This is a genomic window from Sedimentitalea todarodis (assembly GCF_032595355.1).
Lineage (GTDB): Bacteria > Pseudomonadota > Alphaproteobacteria > Rhodobacterales > Rhodobacteraceae > Sedimentitalea > Sedimentitalea todarodis.
This window is the reverse complement of record NZ_JASMWN010000005.1, coordinates 41,762-62,316: the sequence shown is the minus strand read 5'-3', so window position 1 is coordinate 62,316 and position 20,555 is coordinate 41,762. Positions and strand designations below refer to the sequence as shown.

At 60.3% G+C, this 20,555-nt stretch carries 20 protein-coding genes; 8 read left to right on the top strand and 12 right to left on the bottom strand.

Going from position 1 to position 20,555, the window contains the following annotated elements:
- Positions 1 to 17: 17 nt before the first annotated feature.
- On the bottom strand, positions 18 to 356 hold the full coding sequence (locus QO231_RS08465; protein ID WP_316775114.1) for a TraR/DksA family transcriptional regulator: 339 nt from the start codon (positions 354 to 356) through the stop codon (positions 18 to 20).
- Between the two features lie 85 nt (positions 357 to 441).
- On the opposite strand from QO231_RS08465, the gene cysE reads away from it, so the two are divergent.
- Positions 442 to 1,251: a serine O-acetyltransferase gene (cysE, locus tag QO231_RS08460; RefSeq protein ID WP_316775112.1), complete on the top strand. Its 810-nt coding sequence runs from the start codon at positions 442 to 444 to the stop codon at positions 1,249 to 1,251.
- Positions 1,252 to 1,292: 41 nt separating this feature from the next.
- Here the strand turns inward: cysE and QO231_RS08455 are convergent, their stop codons facing one another.
- The 6 genes from QO231_RS08455 to QO231_RS08430 form a co-directional block, all read right to left on the bottom strand.
- A complete protein-coding gene (locus QO231_RS08455) occupies positions 1,293 to 2,591 on the bottom strand; it encodes a pyruvate dehydrogenase complex dihydrolipoamide acetyltransferase (protein WP_316775110.1) in 1,299 nt (432 codons plus the stop codon).
- Between the two features lie 10 nt (positions 2,592 to 2,601).
- A complete protein-coding gene (locus QO231_RS08450; protein ID WP_316775108.1) occupies positions 2,602 to 3,957 on the bottom strand; it encodes a pyruvate dehydrogenase complex E1 component subunit beta in 1,356 nt (451 codons plus the stop codon).
- 16 nt (positions 3,958 to 3,973) lie between these two features.
- Positions 3,974 to 4,984, bottom strand: coding sequence for a pyruvate dehydrogenase (acetyl-transferring) E1 component subunit alpha (gene pdhA / locus QO231_RS08445; protein WP_316775107.1), 1,011 nt, complete (start codon positions 4,982 to 4,984; stop codon positions 3,974 to 3,976).
- Between the two features lie 96 nt (positions 4,985 to 5,080).
- Positions 5,081 to 5,380 (bottom strand): FtsB family cell division protein, encoded by a 300-nt coding sequence (locus tag QO231_RS08440; RefSeq protein ID WP_316775105.1) that lies wholly within the window; start codon positions 5,378 to 5,380, stop codon positions 5,081 to 5,083.
- Positions 5,381 to 5,526: 146 nt separating this feature from the next.
- Positions 5,527 to 6,420, bottom strand: a complete 894-nt coding sequence (locus tag QO231_RS08435; RefSeq protein WP_316775103.1) for a fructose bisphosphate aldolase — start codon at positions 6,418 to 6,420, stop codon at positions 5,527 to 5,529.
- Positions 6,421 to 6,566: 146 nt separating this feature from the next.
- Positions 6,567 to 7,757 (bottom strand): phosphoglycerate kinase, encoded by a 1,191-nt coding sequence (locus tag QO231_RS08430; protein WP_316775101.1) that lies wholly within the window; start codon positions 7,755 to 7,757, stop codon positions 6,567 to 6,569.
- Between the two features lie 130 nt (positions 7,758 to 7,887).
- On the opposite strand from QO231_RS08430, the gene QO231_RS08425 reads away from it, so the two are divergent.
- The 3 genes from QO231_RS08425 (at position 7,888) to QO231_RS08415 (ending at position 9,557) form a co-directional block, all read left to right on the top strand.
- On the top strand, positions 7,888 to 8,394 hold the full coding sequence (locus tag QO231_RS08425) for a peptidylprolyl isomerase (RefSeq protein ID WP_316775099.1): 507 nt from the start codon (positions 7,888 to 7,890) through the stop codon (positions 8,392 to 8,394).
- Complete coding sequence (locus tag QO231_RS08420; RefSeq protein ID WP_316775097.1) at positions 8,387 to 8,935, top strand: peptidylprolyl isomerase; 549 nt, start codon at positions 8,387 to 8,389, stop codon at positions 8,933 to 8,935. Before QO231_RS08425 ends, QO231_RS08420 begins: the two co-directional genes overlap by 8 nt.
- A gap of 229 nt (positions 8,936 to 9,164) precedes the next feature.
- On the top strand, positions 9,165 to 9,557 hold the full coding sequence (locus QO231_RS08415) for a cupin domain-containing protein (protein ID WP_316775095.1): 393 nt from the start codon (positions 9,165 to 9,167) through the stop codon (positions 9,555 to 9,557).
- A gap of 102 nt (positions 9,558 to 9,659) precedes the next feature.
- Here the strand turns inward: QO231_RS08415 and QO231_RS08410 are convergent, their stop codons facing one another.
- The 5 genes from QO231_RS08410 to QO231_RS08390 form a co-directional block, all read right to left on the bottom strand.
- Positions 9,660 to 10,175 carry a bactofilin family protein gene (locus QO231_RS08410; protein ID WP_316775094.1) on the bottom strand — a complete coding sequence of 172 codons (516 nt, stop codon included), beginning with the start codon at positions 10,173 to 10,175 and terminating at the stop codon, positions 9,660 to 9,662.
- Positions 10,126 to 11,496: a DUF5930 domain-containing protein gene (locus tag QO231_RS08405; protein ID WP_316775092.1), complete on the bottom strand. Its 1,371-nt coding sequence runs from the start codon at positions 11,494 to 11,496 to the stop codon at positions 10,126 to 10,128. The genes QO231_RS08410 and QO231_RS08405 overlap by 50 nt, the downstream gene beginning before the upstream one ends.
- A gap of 220 nt (positions 11,497 to 11,716) precedes the next feature.
- Positions 11,717 to 12,523: a ferritin-like domain-containing protein gene (locus QO231_RS08400; RefSeq protein ID WP_316775452.1), complete on the bottom strand. Its 807-nt coding sequence runs from the start codon at positions 12,521 to 12,523 to the stop codon at positions 11,717 to 11,719.
- A 46-nt stretch (positions 12,524 to 12,569) separates the two neighbouring features.
- Positions 12,570 to 13,247 (bottom strand): DUF6778 family protein, encoded by a 678-nt coding sequence (locus QO231_RS08395; protein ID WP_316775091.1) that lies wholly within the window; start codon positions 13,245 to 13,247, stop codon positions 12,570 to 12,572.
- A gap of 187 nt (positions 13,248 to 13,434) precedes the next feature.
- Entirely contained in the window at positions 13,435 to 13,896 is a 462-nt protein-coding gene (locus QO231_RS08390; protein ID WP_316775089.1) for a peroxiredoxin, read from the bottom strand.
- Between the two features lie 156 nt (positions 13,897 to 14,052).
- Between QO231_RS08390 and QO231_RS08385 the strand changes: the two genes are divergently transcribed.
- The 4 genes from QO231_RS08385 (at position 14,053) to QO231_RS08370 (ending at position 20,544) form a co-directional block, all read left to right on the top strand.
- Positions 14,053 to 17,328, top strand: a complete 3,276-nt coding sequence (locus QO231_RS08385; protein WP_316775088.1) for a YhdP family protein — start codon at positions 14,053 to 14,055, stop codon at positions 17,326 to 17,328.
- Positions 17,329 to 17,420: 92 nt separating this feature from the next.
- Positions 17,421 to 18,476 (top strand): tRNA preQ1(34) S-adenosylmethionine ribosyltransferase-isomerase QueA, encoded by a 1,056-nt coding sequence (gene queA / locus QO231_RS08380; protein WP_316775087.1) that lies wholly within the window; start codon positions 17,421 to 17,423, stop codon positions 18,474 to 18,476.
- A gap of 106 nt (positions 18,477 to 18,582) precedes the next feature.
- Complete coding sequence (locus QO231_RS08375) at positions 18,583 to 19,863, top strand: MFS transporter (RefSeq protein WP_316775085.1); 1,281 nt, start codon at positions 18,583 to 18,585, stop codon at positions 19,861 to 19,863.
- Positions 19,864 to 19,965: 102 nt separating this feature from the next.
- Complete coding sequence (locus QO231_RS08370; RefSeq protein ID WP_316775083.1) at positions 19,966 to 20,544, top strand: DUF924 family protein; 579 nt, start codon at positions 19,966 to 19,968, stop codon at positions 20,542 to 20,544.
- Positions 20,545 to 20,555: the final 11 nt, after the last annotated feature.

Here is a 20,555-nt window from a genome sequence, read left to right as displayed (position 1 = left end):
CCTACCCTGGGTCAAACTCAGCCGTTTGCGCAGGAGATGCACTTGAACACCGTGGGATCGAGGTCCAGCCTCTGAGCTGCGATTTCGGTCCCGCAATCAATGCAATAGCCGAACTCCTCTTCGTCGATCCGGCGCAGGGCGGCCAGCAGGCGCTGTCTCTGCTGGTCGCGCCTGTGTTGCTGGGCCTTGGCCATGGCCTGATTTTGCAACGCGTCCATGCGGCTGAGTCTTCCGACGGATTGCTGATCCAGCGAAACCACGGCCTGCCCCTCCCGCCCCAGTTCATTGTCCTTGGAAAGCCGCTGTAACATCTGCTCGATCTGGGCGGTGTAACGGGCGATATCTGCATCATTCATATCTGGAATATGTCCCATCAAGGCTTTGCGTTTTGCTTTTGCGTGGTTAGATGCATATTCTAGACGTGGAAAAGGAAGCAAAGCCATGGCTGAAACGCGCAGAAAACTCTCTCCTGTCGATCCGGTTTGGGACCGTATCAATTACGAGGCCCGGCAAGCGGTTCAGGACGAGCCGTTGATGGGCGGATTGATCCACGCCTGTATCCTGCACCACAAGACGCTGGAGAAAGCGCTCTCATATCGCATTTCAGCAAAACTGTCGTCAAACGAGATGTCGATGGCGATCTTGCGCGAAATCGCCGATCAGGCATATGAGGAATCGCCTGCGCTGGTCGATGCGGCCCGCGCCGATCTTGTTGCGGTGTTCGAGCGCGACCCGGCCAGCCATCGCTTGTTGCAGCCGATCCTCTACTTCAAGGGCTATCAAGCCATGCAGGCCTATCGTGTCGGGCATTGGCTTTGGGAGAACGGTCAGCAGGACCTGGCTTATTTCTTCCAGATGCGGGTATCGGAGATCTTCGGGATCGATATCCACCCGGCGGCGCAGATCGGCAAGGGGATCATGATCGACCATGCTCATTCCATAGTGATCGGCGAAACCGCAGTTGTCGGGGACAATGTGTCGATGCTGCATTCGGTCACGCTGGGTGGAACCGGCAAGGAAGAAGAAGATCGCCATCCCAAGATCGAGGACGGTGTATTGATCGGCGCGGGGGCGAAGGTTCTTGGCAATATCCGCGTCGGCCATTGCAGCCGCATTGCGGCTGGTTCGGTCGTTCTATCCGATGTCCCACCGTGCAAGACGGTTGCCGGCATTCCAGCCAAGATCGTCGGAGAGGCGGGGTGTGATCAACCCTCTGTCTCCATGGATCAGATGTTTCCGGATATGTCGTGATCGCAAGAGGCGCGGGGTTTGATTCTGCGCCTCTTGTCGTTTCAGGCCAGCATGACCATCGGATTTTCCAGGTGGTCCACGATCTGTTGCAACAACTGCGCGCCCAATGCGCCATCGATGACCCGGTGATCCACAGACAGCGTTACCGACATCACGGTTGCGACAGCGACTTCGCCGTCCTTTCCGGCCACCGGTTTTCTGACGCCCGCACCAACTGCCAGAATTGCGCCATGGGGTGGATTGATCACTGCATCGAAACTGTCGATTCCGAACATGCCAAGATTGGAAATTGCAAAGCTGCCGCCCTGGTATTCGTGGGGGGCCAGCTTTCGGTCGCGCGCCCGGCCCGCCAGCTCTTTCATTTCCGCAGACAGCGCCGATAGCGATTTCAGCTCTGCGTCTTTCAGGACCGGAGTAAAGAGGCCGCCGTCAATGGCAACCGCGACCGCGACATCGGACGGCTTGAGCCGCAGAATCCTGTCACCTGCCCAGACCGCATTGGCATCAGGCACCGCCTGCAAGGCGAGCGCGCAGGCCTTGATGATGAAATCATTGACCGAGAGTTTCACGCCGCGGCTTTCCAATTGCGCGTTCAGTTCACCACGGAACGCGAGTAACGCATCAAGGCGAACATCGCGGCGCAGGTAGAAATGCGGTATCGACTGCTTTGCTTCGGTCAGCCGCGCGGCGATGGTCTTGCGCATGCCATCGAGCGCGATCTCTTCATAGGCGCGCCCTTCGTACATCTTTGCCACCGTATCTGCTGTCGCGCCTGATGGCATAGCGGCAGACGGCGCGACGGACTTGGGCGTCTCAACGTTCGCAGTCGGGGCCGGTGCATCCTCAGGCTCGGTATCGACTACATCCGCTTTGATGATCCGCCCGCGCGGGCCGGTACCCTTGATCGATTGAAGGTCGAGTCCCTTTTCCGCCGCGATCCGGCGCGCCAAGGGTGATGCAAACACACGGTCGCCATCGCGCGCAGGTGCTGCCGGGCTCTCGATCACCTTTGCGGTATCTGCCGTCGCAGCAGGTGCATCTTTCTGGGCCGGGGGGCTGGCCTGCGAGGCGGTCTCGCCAATGTCATCTGCGGTTTCGCCGTCTTCGAGCAGCACGGCAATCGGCGTGTTGACCTTGACTCCTTCGGTGCCGTCCGCAACCAGCAGTTTTCCGATCGTACCTTCGTCAACGGCTTCGAATTCCATCGTTGCCTTGTCGGTTTCGATCTCGGCCAGGAGGTCGCCCGCGGATACGGTGTCGCCCTCCTTGACCAGCCATTTTGCAAGCGTGCCGTCTTCCATCGTCGGGGACAGGGCGGGCATCAGGATTTTCGTCGTCATCGCGCGCTCCTCACCTGTAGGTCACTTGTTTCACGGCGGCGATCACCTCGTCGGTGGTGACCAGCGCGTGTTTCTCAAGATTGGCGGCATAGGGCATCGGAACATCCTTGCCGGTGCAGTTGATCACCGGGGCATCAAGGTAATCAAACGCCTCCTGCATCAAGACCGAACTGATATAGCTTCCAACCGAACCCTGTGGCCAGCCTTCCTCCACGGTGACGCATCGGTTGGTCTTCATCACCGAGCTGATGATTGCGCCGGTATCCATCGGGCGCAGCGTGCGAAGGTCGATCACCTCGGCGCTGATCTCGTCCTCGGCAAGTTTTTGGGCGGCTTCCAGTGCGTATTTCATCCCGATGCCAAAGCTGACGATGGTCACGTCGTCGCCTTGTTGCCAGATGCGGGCCTTGCCGAATGGCACGGTGAAATCATCCAGAACCGGAACATCAAAGCTGCGTCCGTAGAGGATTTCGTTTTCCAGAAAGATCACCGGGTTCGGATCGCGGATCGCGGATTTGAGCAAGCCTTTGGCATCAGAGGCGGAGTAAGGCATTGCCACTTTCAGCCCGGGGACCTGCATGAACCATGCCGCGAAATCCTGGCTGTGCTGCGCGGCGACGCGCGCGGCTGCCCCGTTGGGACCGCGAAACACCATTGGTGCGCCCATCTGGCCGCCCGACATATAGAGTGTCTTTGCCGCCGAATTGATGATCTGGTCCATTGCCTGCATGGCGAAATTGAAGGTCATGAACTCGACGATCGGGCGCAATCCGCCAAAGGCAGCGCCAACGGCGACCCCGGCAAACCCGTGCTCTGTAATCGGTGTATCAATCACCCGTTTGCTGCCGAATTCGTCCAGCAACCCCTGGCTGATCTTGTACGCCCCCTGATATTCGGCGACCTCTTCGCCCATCAGAAACACGGTATCATCGGCGCGCATTTCCTCGGCCATGGCGTCGCGCAACGCCTCGCGGACGGTTTGCTGTTTGAGCTTTGTACCGTCAGGCCAGTCCGGTTCGGGTGTCGGCGCGGGTTCCGGGGCAGCGACTGGCTTGCTGTCCGGCTGCTTGGGAGCGGCGGGCTCGGACGGGGTCTTGGCTGTTGGCGCCTCGTCCACCTCTTCGCCATCTTCGATCAGCACCGCGATGGCGGTGTTCACCTTGACGCCCTCTGTCCCCTCGGGAACCAGCAACTTGCCGACAATGCCTTCATCGACGGCCTCGAACTCCATCGTTGCCTTATCGGTCTCGATCTCTGCCAGCAGGTCGCCCGCGGATACGGTGTCGCCCTCCTTGACCAGCCATTTTGCCAGCGTGCCTTCCTCCATCGTCGGGGACAGGGCGGGCATCAGAATCTCGGTTGCCATTTTTCTGTCCTCCTCCTTATGCGTTCTGCGGCGCCACGTCGGCGTAGATGTCTGTCCACAATTCATCAAGTGCCGGTTCCGGGCTGTCCTTGGCGAATTCGGCAGAGGCGTTGATCACCTTCTTGATGTCCTTATCGATGGCCTTGAGGTCGTCCTCGGTCGCGTGTTTGCCGGCCAGCAACATGCTGCGCACCTGTTCGATCGGATCGCGTTCTTCACGCATCTTCTGCACTTCTTCGCGGGTGCGGTACTTGGCCGGATCCGACATGGAGTGGCCGCGATAGCGGTAGGTCTTGACCTCGAGAATATAGGGGCCCTTGCCTGCGCGGCAGTGTGCAATCGCCTTGGCACCTGCTTCCTTGACCGACACGACATTCATGCCGTCCACGATTTCGCCGGGAATGCCGAACGCCCCGCCGCGCGTGTAGAGATCGGGTGTCGAGGTCGACCGTTGCTGCGCGGTGCCCATGGCGTACTGGTTGTTCTCGATCACGAAGACCACAGGCAACTCCCACAGCGCGGCCATGTTGAATGTTTCGTAAACCTGCCCCTGGTTCGACGCGCCATCGCCGAAATAGGTAAAGGTCACACGGCCGTTTTCGCGATACTTGTCGGCAAAGGCCAGCCCCGCGCCAATCGGAACCTGCGCCCCGACGATGCCATGACCGCCGTAAAAGTGCTTTTCCTTGGAAAACATGTGCATGGAGCCACCCTTGCCTTTGGAATAGCCGCCTTCACGCCCGGTCAGCTCGGCCATGACGCCATCCGGACTCATCCCGCACGCCAGCATGTGACCATGGTCGCGATACGAGGTGACGCGCTTGTCGCCGTCTTCCGCGACAGACTCGAGGCCCACAACCACGGCTTCCTGGCCGATATAGAGGTGGCAGAAGCCGCCGATCAGTCCCATGCCATAGAGCTGGCCTGCTTTTTCCTCGAACCGCCGGATCAACAGCATCTCACGATAAAACGTCTTCAACTCTTCGGCGGAAACGTTCGGTTTCTTGGTGCTCTTTCGCGTGACCATCGCGGTGCACTCCCCCCTGCGTAGTGATAGTTTAATGCTAAACTATGGATAACGGCTCTGGCGTCGGATGGCGAGTGAAATTGACGCGAGCGGAGTCTAGCGGATCACGATCTCGTCGGCACGCAGCAACCCCAGCACTGACCGCGCCTGCTGATCGAGCAGGTCGAGGTCGAGATATTCGTCTGACAGGCGGTGGGTCAGGTTCTCGGCCGACGCGATTTCGGCTTCCAGCCGGGTCAGAGTCTGACGCAATGCATCCGCCTCGGCGGAAATCTCGACACGGCGGAACAGGCCAAAATCACCTTGCACGGCGGCAAAGGTGAAATAGGCACACAACGCAAAGGTCGCTGCGAAATAGATCAGGGCCCCAAAGCCGGGGCGCGTCGAGCGGGTCAAACTGCACTGCCTCATCTGCGCCCTTTGCGGGCGTTCTCGGTGCACTATGGCATAGGCGAATCGGCTTGTGAATCCCTGTTTATGGGGAGGGGCATGCGCGAATCGGAAATTCTGATCCCGTGGCCAAAAGGCCGCAGGGCAGGGGTTCAGCCGGCGACAGAGGCGGTATAGACGCGGGTGATGGTGTCGCCCAGGGCCTCATTGAACGCGGCGTCCGGTTGGCCTGCCGACAGCCCTTCGGTCAGCGCCCTGGAGAACGAAGCGATCACGCCGTGATTTACGCTCAACCGCGCGTTGGCCTCGTCGCGCGAATAGCCGCCAGAAAGCGCCACCACCCGCATGACACGGGGATGGTCGACCAGCGACGCATAGGTGTTGGCGGTTTCCGGCAAGGTCAGTTTCAGGATGACCTGTTGGTCGGCGGGCATTGCATCCACGTGCTTGGTCAATTCTGCAAGCAGGATCGCCTCGGCCTCGGCTTTGGCGCTGATGGTGATGGTGATTTCGGGTTCGATGATCGGGATCAATCCCTTGGCCAAGACCTGGCCCGCGATCTCGAATTGCTGTGCCACGATTGCCGCGATACCGCTGGCAGAGGCGCCGTCGATCACCGAACGCATCTTGGTGCCAAAGATGCCCTTGGAAACGGCCCGGTCGAGCAAATCGTCCAGACCTGGCATCGGCTTCATGAGCCGCACACCATCTGCCTCGTCGAGCAATCCCTTGTCGATCTTCAGGAACGGCACCACCGAGCGTTTTTCCCAGAGATACTGCGCGGTCGGAATGCCATCTATGTCGCGGTCCATGGTCTGTTCAAACAGGATTGCCCCGACAATGTGCTCGCCGCTGAAGACGGGCGAGGTGATGATCCGGCTGCGCATCTTATGGATCAGATCATACATCTCGGACTCCGAACCATAGGCGCTTTCGTCCACACCATAGAGCTTCAGTGCCTTGGGAGTTGAGCCGCCGCTCTGATCGAGTGCCGCGACAAAACCCTTGCCCGAGGTCATCTGTTCGGTTTGACGTGTGTCTGCCATGGGTCAATTCACCTTGCTGGTTTTGGCCCACGCGGGGAATCGTTGGGATCCTGCAAGGGTTTAAGACAGGGCCTTGCAGGTTGCAATCGCGTTAGCGCGAACAGACCTGCCGCTGCCATGGGTCCGCTGGTGGATGCCGAATAGAATCAGGTTTGCAATGCGGCGACACCTGGCAGTGTCTTGCCCTCCATCCACTCGAGGAATGCGCCGCCCGCGGTCGAGATATAGGTGAAATCACCGGCTACGCCGGCCTGGTTCAGGGCGGCCACGGTGTCACCGCCTCCGGCGACGCTTGTCAGCCGTCCCGCGCGCGTCTGCGCGGCCGCCTGACGCGCGGCGGCATTGGTCGCCGCGTCAAACGGCTCGATTTCAAAGGCGCCCATCGGGCCGTTCCAGATCAGCGTTTTTGTCGTGTCCAATACCGCTGCGATCTGGCGCACTGTTTCCGGACCCGCGTCCAGAATCATCGAGTCGTCCGGGCATTGATCGGCGGGCACCGTCTGGTTCGCCGCCCCTGCCTTGAACTCACGCGCGACGACAACGTCTACGGGCAGGAGGATCGTACAGCCTGTGCGCTCCGCCTTGCCCAGGATCGCGTTCGCCGTGTCGGTCATGTCATGCTCGCACAGGGATTTGCCTACATTCACGCCCTGGGCCGCGAGAAATGTATTGGCCATGCCACCGCCAATGATCAGGTGGTCGACTTTTTCGACGAGATTCCCCAACAGGTCGAGCTTGGTCGAAACCTTGGCCCCTCCAACCACCGCCGCGACAGGTCGTTCCGGTGTGCCGAGGGCCGCTTCCAGGGCCGTCAGTTCCGCCTCCATCAACCGACCTGCACAGGCAGGCAACAATCGCGCCACCCCTTCGGTCGAGGCATGCGCCCGGTGTGCTGCCGAAAACGCATCGTTGCAGTAGATATCGCCGAGTTCCGCAAATTCTGTCGCGAGCGCCGGGTCGTTCTTTTCTTCGCCGGTCTGAAACCGGGTGTTCTCCAGGAGAAGGACCGAGCCGTCTGCCAATGCTCCGATCGCCGCCTGGGCGGCGTCACCCCGGCAATCCGCACAGAAGGCGACCGGAGCGCCGAGCCTCGCTTCCAGTGCCGGAACCAGCAGACGCAGGGACATGTCCGGAACATGCTTGCCCTTGGGCCGACCGAAATGGGCGAGCAGGATGGGCTTGCCGCCTTTCGCCAAAATGTCGGCAATGGTCGGTTTCACCCGCCGGATGCGGGTGTCGTCCGTGACAGCGCCATCGTCGACGGGGACGTTGATATCAACCCGCACCAGAACCCGTTTTCCCGCGATGTCCATGTCGTCCAGCGTATTCCAGCTCATTGGCCTATCCCCGTGCTCTGATGAAGTCTGGCGCTTTTTCTCACATTTCTGCTCATCGTCAATGGCTCACTTGGCATTCCCGTGTCCCGGCCTTAGATATCTGCGCAACATAGTTGGACAGGAGGGCCAGATGGCCGAGATCAAAGACCCCGAAAACACCATCCTGATGGAACTGAAAGACGGTACCGTCACCATCGAGCTTCTGGCCGATGTCGCGCCGCTGCATACCCAGCGGATGAAGGACCTGGCCCGCGCCGGTGCCTATGACAATGTCTGCTTTCACCGCGTGATCGATGGCTTCATGGCCCAGACCGGCGATGTACAGCATGGCGACATGGAAGACGGATTCAACATCGGCCGGGCAGGCACCGGCGGTTCGGACATGGATGATCTTCCGGCGGAATTCTCGAAGCTGCCCCATGACCGTGGAACCCTGGGTGCAGCCCGGTCGCAAAATCCCAATAGCGCCAACTCGCAGTTTTTCATCAACTTCAAGGACAACAGCTTTCTCAATGGTCAATACACGGTCTATGGCCGCGTGATCGAAGGCATGGAACATGTTGATGCCATCACGCGAGGCGAGCCGCCTGCGTCCCCGGATCGGATGATCAGCGTCAAGGTGGCCGCCGATGCATAAGCTTGCTGCGGTTTTTGCGCTCTTGGCCAGCCCCGCACTGGCGACCGGACTTCAGGTCGAGATCGAAGGTGAAGGGGCCAACGGGACCGTTACCATCGATCTGCTGGAAGACCTTGCACCCGGCCACGTGGAACAGATCACCGCGCTGGCGTCCGAAGGGGCCTACGATGACGTGGCGTTTCATCGCGTCATAGACGGCTTCATGGCCCAGACCGGGGATGTCGAATTCGGCAAGCTTGGTGGTGATATGAGCCGTGCGGGCATGGGGGGATCTGACCGGGACAATCTGGCCGCCGAGTTTTCGGATGTCCCGTTTGATCGGGGCGTTGTCGGTATGGCCCGTTCGCAGGACCCCAACAGCGCCAACAGCCAGTTCTTTATCATGTTCGATGAAGGTCATTTCCTGAACGGTGAATATACCGTGATCGGGCGTGTCACGGAGGGTATGGATGTCGTCGACGCGATCAAGCGCGGCGAGGGCAGAAACGGCAGCGTTGTTGGCGCGCCTGATGTGATGAAATCGGTCACGGTCATCGACTGATCCAGGCACCCTTCGCCGAAACGAAAAAGGCGCCGTGTCTCGGTCAAGCCCGTGTCAGATGGGTTCTCGTGTCAGGACAGGCGCGTTGGGTGTATCGGTCCAACAAGGAAGCGGAGCCTCGCAATCGTCTGCGAGGCTCCGTTTTTTCATGGCAGTCAGCTGGGCGGGAATATGCCGCTCTTGACCGAGCCCGCCGCTCTTACCAGGCTAAACGCTTTGGAGCGCCTTCATGAAAGAAACAACTTTGCCACTGGAGGCAGATGCAAAATCGCCTGCCGGTGCAGACATTCGTTTCATCATGGATGGAACGACGGGAAACATGATCCACAGCACCGTTCCCGCAGGTCAGATCAACCGGGCAACTGTTCATGAAAATGTCAGTGAGTTCTGGTTTGTTCTGGAAGGTGATGGAGAGATTTGGCGGCGAGAGGGGGATGAGGAGAGGGTCACCAGCCTTGTACCTGGCGTCTCAATTGACATCCCCGTCGGAACAGCCTTTCAATACCGAAACGTTGGGCTGCAGCCTCTGAAGTTCATTTGTATCACGATGCCTCCTTGGCCCGGAGATCACGAGGCATCGCATCTTGAAGGCGTCTGGGAACCAACAGTCGGCAACCGGTGAGCGCGTGTAGGCCGCCTCGGCAATCGGGTGCGACCTACCATACTTCTGGCAAAGGGCCCGCAGTCACATGCGGCGCCCATAGTGCATTCCCTTCTCTGGGGCTCAGCCCTGCGACATAACCTTGGCGGCAGCGGGGTTTGCACCCTGTGCCTTGCCTGCGCCGCCGGGGTTCAGCGGATCATCCTGACGCTGCACGGAGCCTTCGAAATGCGCGCCGCTCTCGATCGCGATGGTCTTGTGGATGATGTCGCCCTCGACCCGTGCGGTCGATGTCAGGCGGACCTTCAGGCCACGAACGCGACCAACGATTCGACCGTTGATCACCACATCATCCGCGATCACTTCTCCTTTGATCGTCGCTGTCTCGCCGATGGTCAGCAAGTGAGCGCGGATGTCGCCCTCGACGGTGCCCTCGACCTGGATGTCTCCGGTTGTCTTGAGATTGCCTGTGACATGCAGGTCTGCAGACAGGGTCGATGCGGGGGGCTTTGCCTTGGGCGCGCTGGCCTTGTAGTCACCTGTCGATGATGGTGCAGCAGGCCCCGCAGAGGGCGCCGCCGTCTTCGCGTCATCGGTCGTTTTTGAGCCCGGTTCGTTTATCTTGCTCTTCGAAAACATTACTTGCAGCCTTGATGTAGATCATGGGGTTTACAGGCGTCCCATTCACCCGAACTTCGTAGTGAAGATGGGTGCCGGTCGTCCGTCCGGTGCTACCCATATCAGCAATGTGATCGCCACGCGAGACCCTTTGACCCTTCCTGACGCGAATGCGCGAGTTATGGGCATATCGGGTTTCGATGCCAAAATCGTGCTGGATCTTGATCAGTCTGCCAAAGCCCGATTGCCAACCCGCATGGGTCACAATGCCATCCGCCGTCGCCAGAATATCCGTGCCCGACGGGCCTGCGAAATCCGACCCGTTGTGCATCCGCCGGCCACCGGTCTTGGGGTCGCGCCGATATCCGAATCCGCTGGTGTATCGAACGGCGGCCTTGATCGGGCTCGCAAACGGCGCGCGTTCGGCAGCGATTCGATACATGTTCAGCAGGTCCATCTGCGCGAGGATGCGGTTGGTCCGCAACTCATCCACAGTCGGTTCGTCTTCGCCGCGGGTGGTAAAGGACAGGGGTGTCAAGGGACCGCCCTGGCCGCTATACCCGCGGCGAACCTGCTCGATTATCTTGTCGGTGGGCATGCCTGCGGTGCGGAACATCTTGTCGAGAGGCGCAACCGAAATGGTCATTGCCTCTTCAAGCTGCCGGAAAATCTGGTCGTTTTGTTCTTCTTTCAGTTTCAGGTCATGCTCCAGCTCGGCGGCCCGTTCGAGTGCATGCCGGGCATTTTCCAGGATCTGGTCGCGTTCATTTGCCGTTTGCGCCAGCGCATCGGCCATGAAGTTGATCGGCGCGGGCGAGCCGCTGTTGGAGGTCTGTGCCGTTCCGGGCGTGGTCTGCTCCGCTTGCAGTGCCGCCAGTTCCGTTCGCGCCAATTCACGGTCACCCATGGTGTCGCGCAGGGTTGCCTGGATCACTTCGATCCCGGTTTCCAGTTCGCGCCGGTGGGTTTCCGAGGCAAGCAGTTCGGATTGCATGATCGAGATCTGGCCAAGGGCCGCATTGAACCGCTGTTGCGCCGCCAAAGCCTCTTCGGCACGGGCGTCGCGTTCCAATGCCAAGGCATTCAGCCGGTCCTGGTACATGTCCTGTTCGCGCTTGGCCTGTTCGCGAAAATTGCCGGACCCGATGCTGTCCATGAGCAGAACTGCCGTTGCGATGATGGCCCAGGCGACAACAGCAGACATGCCTGCGCCGATCAACAGCTGAGTCATCGGCCGAAGCCGGACAAAACGCGTATCCTCATCAGATTTGAGGAAGACCCGGCGCTCGGGGAACAAGCGTTCCATCGCCGCATGTATCCTTATCGCAAGCCTGGTGCGCACGCGCTCATCCCTAATTCCATCCCTCGTGGCGGCAACCGAGACAGCGTAGGCCTCGCGCCTTAGCGGTCATTAAACATAGCGTCTGTCCTGAGCAAGTTCGCCGAACCTGTAACAGGCGCGTAGCGGACAGATTGCGCGAAACCGGCGAAATCTTGCCGAAATCAATGGCTTTGCGGCTGTGGATCGGCAAGGGATTGCCGTCCAGGGAAAGCGGCCCGTTTCACTCCGCGTTGTTTTGTCGCTCTGTCAGCGGCCAGTAGAAATCGGGTGGAATACCTGCCTCTGCGCGCTTTTCCTCGTTGAACGGCGGCTTGAGCGGACTGTGGAAATAGCGTCTTACCAGATCGTGAAAGACCTCTCGCGGATCAACATCGTGGCGACCGCAAAGGAAATGGAACCACTTGGACCCGTAGGCGACATGCGCAACCTCTTCGGCATAGATCGTTTCCAGCGCAGCGACGGCCTGCTCGACCCCGGCCTTGCGAAACAGTTCGATCATGCCCGGGGTCACATCCAGACCACGCGCTTCGAGTACCATCGGAACAACGGCAAGGCGCCCCATGAAATCTTCCGCGGTATCCTCGGCTGCGCGCCACATGCCCGCATGGGCGGGCAGGGCGCCATAGTGGCTGCCAAACGCTTCAAGGCAATCACACATCAGGTTGAAATGCTTGCTTTCCTCGTCGGCTGCCCTGACCCAGTCGTCATAGAACCCGATCGGCATCGGGACGTCGGTGAACCGCGCAATGATGTCCCAATGCAGATCGACTGCGTTCAGTTCGATATGGGCAACAGCATGCAGGAGTGCGACCCGGCCAGCGGGGCTGCCCGGACGCCTGCGGGGAACGTCGCGCGGCGAGAGCAACTCTGGCTGCGGTGGCCGAGACGGGTGCATTGGCGGCGTCGCCGTGCCGACCGGAATGTCATTCGTCTGACCATGGCGAGCGGAAAACCAGCGCGCCGCGTGCTGTCGCGACACTCTTGTCTTTTCGCGGCCGTCAGCGGTCTGAAGAACCTCGGTCGCCATCTGGGCAAGGGAGAGTGTCACGCGCCGCGCAACGCAGGCAGGGTCTTCATTTTCCGACGCTGATAAAGCTGCCGCGATTGTCTGGCCCGGTTCCCAACCAGCCGCTGAAGGTCGCGGCGATATGTGCCGTTACGCGCTCTTTCTGAGTCGGTCCGAACTGTGCCGCGTAATATGCCGCTTCACCCACCAGTGCCGGCATTTCGGCCAGGATCAGGGTTGGTTCGGTCAAGGTTGCGCCGGTGCGCGCATCGCGAACCTGCGCCGCAAATTTCATATTGTGGACGGCGCCCGGGGCGCGCGCCACCGTGATCGGGGACACGCCGTGAAAGTGCAGAACCGTGACGTCCAGAACCACCGGGCGAGAGCCGTTCAGACCCCGTGCGGCCTCTTGCACACCCGCCGTCGTGATCGCCTTGACCTGCGCGCGCCGGTCGCCGGCAGGGTCGCCGTGCCACACGATGTCTGCTTCGACGAAGAACCTGTTCACATCCGATACGGTCAACGTGTCAGGCACAGAGACTTGAACACTGCTCACACGCCAGTTCGCGGTGGCGGCACTCGAAAGCGGCTCGTCATAGTCGGTTGACCATTCCCGCTCGCATGCGGTCAACATGAATGCGCCCGCGAGAAACATGATCGCCAGACGCACGCTGCGGTGAAGGCGTGCCAACGTCGCGACACCTGTGTCGGCAATGATAGAAAAGGCATTGTAGGTTCGGAGCATTTGGGCTCTCCCGCACTTAAGACATCAACTCGTCGGATACGCCGATTTGAACAAGACCGCCCAACTGGCACAGATACTGCGTTTCGGTACGCCAGAAAGGCGCGGCTGTGTAGGCAAATCTGTCACTTCTGTACCTCGACACACCATAATAGTGGCCTTTAACCCACAGCCGTCGCCCTACCTATGGCTAGCCTTGCTTTAGGGTGGCCAGGACCTCGTCGACATGACCGGGGACCTTGACCTTGCGCCAGATGTGACTGACCTGCCCGTCCGGGTCGATCAACACGGTCGTGCGTTCAATGCCCATGAACGTCTTGCCGTACATCTTTTTCTCTTTCCAGACGCCGTAATCTTCGCAGGTCTGGCCGTTCTCGTCTGACAAGAGTGGCACGCCCAATCCGTGTTTGGCGGCAAATTTGTCGTGGCTTGACAGGCTGTCCTTGGAAATGCCGAACACCGCCGTCCCGGCATCAGAAAAGGCATGGTGCGCGTCAGAAAATCCGATGGATTCCTTGGTGCAGCCCGGCGTATCATCACGGGGATAGAAAAAGAGAACAACCGTCTGACCACGCAGTTCAGAAAGACGGATGGTTCCGCCGCCGGTGCAGGGCAGAGCAAAGTCGGGGGCGAGGTCGTTGACGTCAGGCATGAGCGAATTCCGTATGATTGAGTCAGAGATACGATCGACAATAGGTTGTTCCGGCAAAACGAAAAGGCGCGCAGACCGGTTTTCATGACGACAGAGCCCAAAACCGACAACCAAGCGGGCGCAAAGCCGCCGCGCCGCCGGTCGCGCAGGCGCCGGATGGGGATTTGGTCCGTATACAGCGCCTCTGTACTGGCGGTTCTGGTTGGCGTTTTCGCGCTCTGGGGAATTGGCCAGACCCTGACCATGCCGGATTGGTTGCGCAGTCGGATCGAAACACGAATCGAAGAGAACCTGGGCGGTCTTCAGATCGCGTTTGGCGATGTCGAAATGGTGGTCAATCGCGGCTGGCGTCCACGGGTGCGCCTGCGCGATGTCACGCTCAGCGCGGCCGATGGCCGACCCATCGTCCAGCTTGCCGATGCGCAGGCCAGTCTCGCGATGCGTCCGCTGTTGCGCGGGCGCATCCAGCCCAAGTCGATTTCGCTGAGCGGCGCGTTCATCACCCTGAGGCGCAAGGCTGACGGCAAGTTGTCGCTTGCACTTGGACAGCAGTCATCCGTGGTCCGCGAGGCCGCGAGCATTCCCGAACTGATCGAAGAGTGGGACCGCCGACTGACATCTCCTCCGCTTTCGTCGCTTGTCTCTGTCGAGATGAAATCGCTGACCCTGCGCTATGATGACTTGCGCCAGAACCGGAGCTGGACGCTGGATGGCGGTCAGATCACGCTGAACCGTGACATCGACGATCTGCGCATCGCCAGCAGCTTTTCCCTGCTCAGCGGCGGCGCCAACGCCGGTGCTGTCGCGATGAATTATGTCAGCCGCATCGGCGAGACAGAGGCCGAAATCGGCGTGACAGTGTCGCAGATCGCGGCACAGGATATTGCCGCACAATCCGTGGCCCTGGCCTGGCTCGACGTGTTGCGCGCACCGATTTCAGGCGCGTTGCGCGCCAGCGTCGACAGCGACGGCGCACTTGGCCCCTTGTCGGCGACGCTGCAGATCGGGGCGGGGGTTGTACAACCGACCGATGCGACCCGGCCGGTCCCCTTTGACGGCGCGCGCAGCTACTTTACCTATGCGCCCAGGGATCAGGTGCTGATATTTGATGAGGTCTCGGTCGCGAGCGCCTGGGGGACGGGCACTGCCGAAGGCCGCGCATATCTGGGGATCGAGTCTGGCGCCTTCAGCGATCTGATCGGGCAGCTTACTTTGACCGACCTGTCGCTGAACCCTGACGATTTGTACGAAACCCCGGTAGAAATCCCCAGAACATCCGCGGATTTCAGGCTACAGCTGGCTCCGTTCCGGGTGACGCTGGGTGAGATGTTGATCACGCAGCAGGACAGTCAAATGCATCTCTCGGGCAATCTTGATGCGCACTCCGAAGGTTGGCGGCTGGCGGTCGATGGCAGCATGGACCGGTTGACGCCCGAGCGGCTGAAACAGCTCTGGCCGGATCGCGCCGCGCCGAAACCTCGCAAGTGGGTGAACGAGAACATTTCCGGAGGCGTCCTGCAGGACATCGGGTTTGCCTTGCGGATCAACCCGGGTGAGCGACCCAACGTCTATCTGGATTTCAGCTATGACGACACCGAGGTGAAATTCCTCAAGACGTTGCCACCGATCTCCGGCGCGCGCGGGCAGGTCACGATCGAGGATGACCGGTTTGTCGCCACCGCCACCGCCGGGCAGATCATTGCCGACGAAGGTGGCGCGGTCGATGTCACCGGTACGTCATTCATCATTCCCGAAATGGCCGTCAAGCCGGACACGCCTGCCGTGGTGCGAGTGCAGGGCGCGGGATCGGTGACATCGCTGATGTCGCTTCTGAACCGTCCGCCACTGGCGGTCCTCAAGGATACGCCATTGCCGGTTGACATGGCTGATGGTCAGGCACGGCTGGCTGGGACATTGGCGCTGCCAATGAAGCCGAAGGTGCCGTTTGAAGAACTCGAATTCCATCTCAGCGGTGTAATTACAGATGTCCAGAGCACGGTGTTGGTTCCGGGCCAGACTGTCCGTGCAGCGGAGATGGAGATTGTCGGAGATCAGGACGGGATCGGCGTGTCCGGGGACGGGAACATCGGCCCGGTTCCGGTGTCGGTACGCTGGCAGCAACCCTTGGGCAAGGACGCACCCAAGGCGAGCCAGCTGGATGGCACTATCGAACTGTCGTCGCGTGTGGTTGACACGTTCGGGATCGGACTGCCCAAGGGCAGCGTGTCGGGCAAGGGCAGCGCTGAATTCTCGATGGTTCTGGGTGCGGGCAAGCCGCCGGAATTGAAACTGTCATCCGACCTGCGCGGCGTCGGCCTTTCGATGCCACCGCTTGGCTGGGCGAAACCCGCGTCCGTGACCGGGAAACTGGAAATCGCGGGAATTGTCGGAGACCAGACCCGCATTGATCGGCTTGTGCTCCAGGCCTCGGGGCTGACTGCCAACGGGGCAATCACGAACCGGCCGGGCGGCGGGCTGGATCGCGCATTGCTGAGCTCGGTGCGGTTGAATGGGTGGCTCGATGCGGGGGTCGAACTGGTCGGACGGGGCAGCGCGCCTCCGGATATCCGAATCCTCAGCGGTACGCTGGACGTGCGCAAGGCAACATTCGGGAGCGGGTCCGGCGGTGAGAGCGGCAGGATGGACGTCGCCCTGGATCGGCTACAGGTGACAGACACGATCTCGCTCACCGACTTTACCGGAAAATTCAGCACCACCGGCGGGGTCAAGGGGCCGTTCCGCGGCAAGGTCAATGGCCAAACAGAAGTTTCCGGTGAAGTTCAACCGCAATCGGGCCGCAGCGCGGTTCGCATTCGTTCAGGCGACGCCGGTGGAGTCGTGCGCTCTGCCGGTTTGCTGACGATGGCGCGGGGAGGCAACTTTGACATGTCGCTGCGCCCCGGGGTGCGAACTGGGCAGTTCGATGGCACCCTTCAAATCACCAACACCCAGGTGCACGACGCCCCGGCCATAGCGGCGCTCCTCAATGCGATCAGCGTCGTCGGATTGCTGGATGAGATGTCCGGGCAGGGTATCCAGTTTTCGAACGTCGAGGCCAAGTTCCGACTTGGCCCCTCCAAGGTCACAGTTTTTGAAAGCAGTGCGACGGGCCCGGCGATGGGGCTGTCGATGGATGGCACCTTTGACGTGCCAAGCGGGACGTTGCGGATGCAGGGTGTCATATCGCCATTGTACCTGGTCAATCAGGTCGGGAACCTCATTGCGCGCAAGGGCGAAGGCGTGTTCGGATTCAACTACACCCTGACCGGGCCGGCAAAGAACCCCAAGGTGGGCATCAACCCGCTTTCCGGTCTGACGCCCGGCTTTTTGCGCGACATCCTGCGCAGGGCACCGCCACCGGTGGATGAGTTCGCCCCACCGCCCACCGCAAAACCGCACATCACGCCGGATGATGCAGGGGCGGGACGTTGACGACCGACGCCTCGGTCCATTGCAGCCCTTTTCACCCGCAGATAAAAGCCAGCGACTCCCGACCACTCCAAGCGCCTGACTGGATCACACCGATGAAGCTGAGCGATTTTGATTTTGACCTGCCCGATGACCGCATCGCGACCCGTCCTGCGGTGCCGCGCAGCGCCGCGCGTCTGCTGGTGGCGCAAGGGGATGAGATCACCGATGCTGGGGTGCGTGACCTGCCTGACTGGTTGCGCCCGGGAGACCGGCTGGTGCTGAACAATACCCGCGTCATCCCGGCGCGCCTGAGCGGTACGCGCCTCCGCACCAGCGCGCAGGGGCAAACCAGCGCCCGTATTGAAGTCACACTGCTCGAGCCACGCGCCGACGGAACATGGGCGGCACTGATCAAACCTCTGAAAAAGCTGAAACCCGGCGAAGTCGTTACCTTTGCCGCTGGGCTGGCCGCAGAGCTGGACCATGTGGCAGACGGGCAGGGGATGATGCGCTTCAACCTGACGGGCGATGCATTCGATGCCGCACTGGCCAAAGCCGGTGCCATGCCGTTGCCGCCCTACATCGCCGCCAAGCGCGCCGCGGATGAGCGTGACAAGACCGACTATCAAACCGTCTTTGCCCGCAATTCCGGCGCGGTCGCCGCGCCGACGGCGTCGTTGCATTTTGACGCGGCGCTGTTGTCGTCGTTGCGGGCGAGGGGCGTGGACTTCACCGAAGTGACATTGCATGTGGGGGCGGGGACGTTCCTGCCGGTCAAGGTCGACGATGTCACCACCCACAAGATGCACGCGGAATGGGGGCGGGTCAGCGCCGAGGCCGCATCCGAAATCGCCGCCACCCGCGCAGCGGGGGGCCGGATCGTTCCGGTGGGCACCACCGCCCTGCGCCTGATCGAAACGGCGGCGCGCAGCGGCGAGATCGCGGCCTGGGAAGGGGACACCGACATCTTTATCTATCCCGGTTTCAGGTTTCATGTCACGGATGCGCTGATGACAAATTTTCATCTGCCGAAATCGACACTGCTGATGCTTGTTGCGGCATTGATGGGTCAGGGTCGGATTGGCCGGATCTATGATCACGCGGTGCAGGAGGGCTATCGGTTTTTCTCTTATGGCGATGCCTCGCTGCTGATCCCGCAAAACGACTGAAATTGCCTCTTGCGACTCACGGTGTGTCGCTGCCAAGGGGGACGCGTCCGGTCTGATCCGCGATACCTGACCCCTAAGCCGCAATGCCAGATACCGGAGGTGCGAGATGTTACAGGTCCTGTCGAGCTCGTGGGCGTTGCTTTTGGGCATGATGCTGCTGATGGTTGGAAACGGCCTTCAGGGCACGTTGCTTGGTGTGCGTGGCGAGATCGAAGGGTTCTCGACGCTACAGATGTCGATCGTGATGTCATCCTACTTTCTCGGCTTTCTCGGCGGATCGCGACTGGCTCCGGAAATGATCCGCCGGGTCGGGCATGTGCGTGTCTTTGCGGCGCTGGCATCGTTCATTTCCGCGGTGATGATCCTCTATCCGACCTTCACCGATCCGATCGCCTGGGCCCTGGGCCGTGTCATCATCGGCTTTTGTTTCTCCGGCGTGTACGTGACTGCGGAAAGCTGGCTGAACAACTCGGCAACCAACGAAACACGCGGTCAGGCGCTATCACTCTACATGATCGTGCAGATGGTCGGCATCGTGTCCGCCCAGGCGCTGATGCTGGTGGGTGATCCGGCGGGGTTTGTCACCTTTGTTATCGCGTCGGTGTTGATTTCGATTTCGTTTGCGCCGATTCTCCTTTCGATCAGCCCGACTCCCGCGTTTGACACAACAAAACCCATGACTTTGCGGGAATTGTTGAAAATCTCACCGCTAGGTTGTGTGGGGATGTTCTTGCTGGGGGGAGTCTTCGCCTCGCAATTCGGGATGAGCGCGGTTTTCGGTGCCAAGGCCGGGCTGAGCGTGGCGCAGATTTCGATCTTTGTGGCGACCTTCTATATCGGGGCAATGTTGCTGCAATATCCCCTGGGCTGGATATCGGATCGCATGGATCGGCGGCTGTTGATCCTCGCCGTATCAGGCTGTGGCGGCATTGGTGCCTGCATCGGGATGCTGTTCGGTTCCGATTTCACGTTTCTGCTGCTCGGCGCGTTCCTGATCGGTGGTCTCAGCAATCCGCTTTATTCGCTGCTGCTTGCACATACCAATGACTATCTCGATCACGAAGATATGGCCGCGGCCTCGGGCGGTCTGGTGTTTATCAACGGGTTGGGTGCGATCACCGGGCCGCTGATCATCGGCTGGCTGATGGATGATGACGTCATTGGGCCACCGGGCTTCTTTCTGTTCATGGCGGGGTTGTTGTTTGTGCTTGCAATCTATGCTGCGTATCGCAGCACCCGCCGCCCGGCGGTGCCGATCGAGGAAACCGGCAGCATTGCAGCGATGTACCCATCGTCGACATATGTGGCTGTTGAGTATGCGCAGGAGTTGGCCATCGAGGCCGATCTGGAGGATGATCAGGTGACGGAAACGCCACATTCACGCTGACAATTTCCCGAGTGTAGTAAATTGTTACTGTAATAATCCCGTAAATAGGTTTCAATGAAGGCGTGACTTGGAAGGGGATGTTGAGAGAGTAGGGAGTGGACCATGGTTGGCCCTGAAGATGTACTGAGTTTTTGGTTGGACGATGTGGGTGAAGCCGGTTGGTACGCCCAAGACAACGATCTGGACAGCGAAATCACGCGAAGGTTCGGACCCTCCTGGGAAGGCGCACGAGACGGGCGGTTCTCGCTCTGGCTTACATACCCTGGCGGGTCTCTGGCCTATGTCATCCTGACAGATCAATTCCCCCGCAACATGTTCCGAGGCAGCAGCAAGGCCTTTTCGACCGACGATGCGGCGCTTGCGGTGGCCAAGGCCTGTGTCGACAGACGTTGGGACATGCGAATAAGTGAGCCGGCGCGGCAGTTCTTTTACCTGCCGATGATGCACTCGGAAAACCTGTGTGATCAGGAACGATGCGTTCGTCTGATGTGCGAACGGATGCCGGAATACGGTGCATCCAACCTGTTGCACGCGCGGGCGCATCGCGAGGTGATCCGCAAGTTCGGCCGTTTCCCGTATCGCAACGATGCATTGTCCCGGCCATCAAGTGCGCCGGAAACCGCTTACGTCACCGCCGGTGGCTATGGCAATACGGTGCGTGAGATGCAGCAGGCAGGCTAGGCGACCGACGC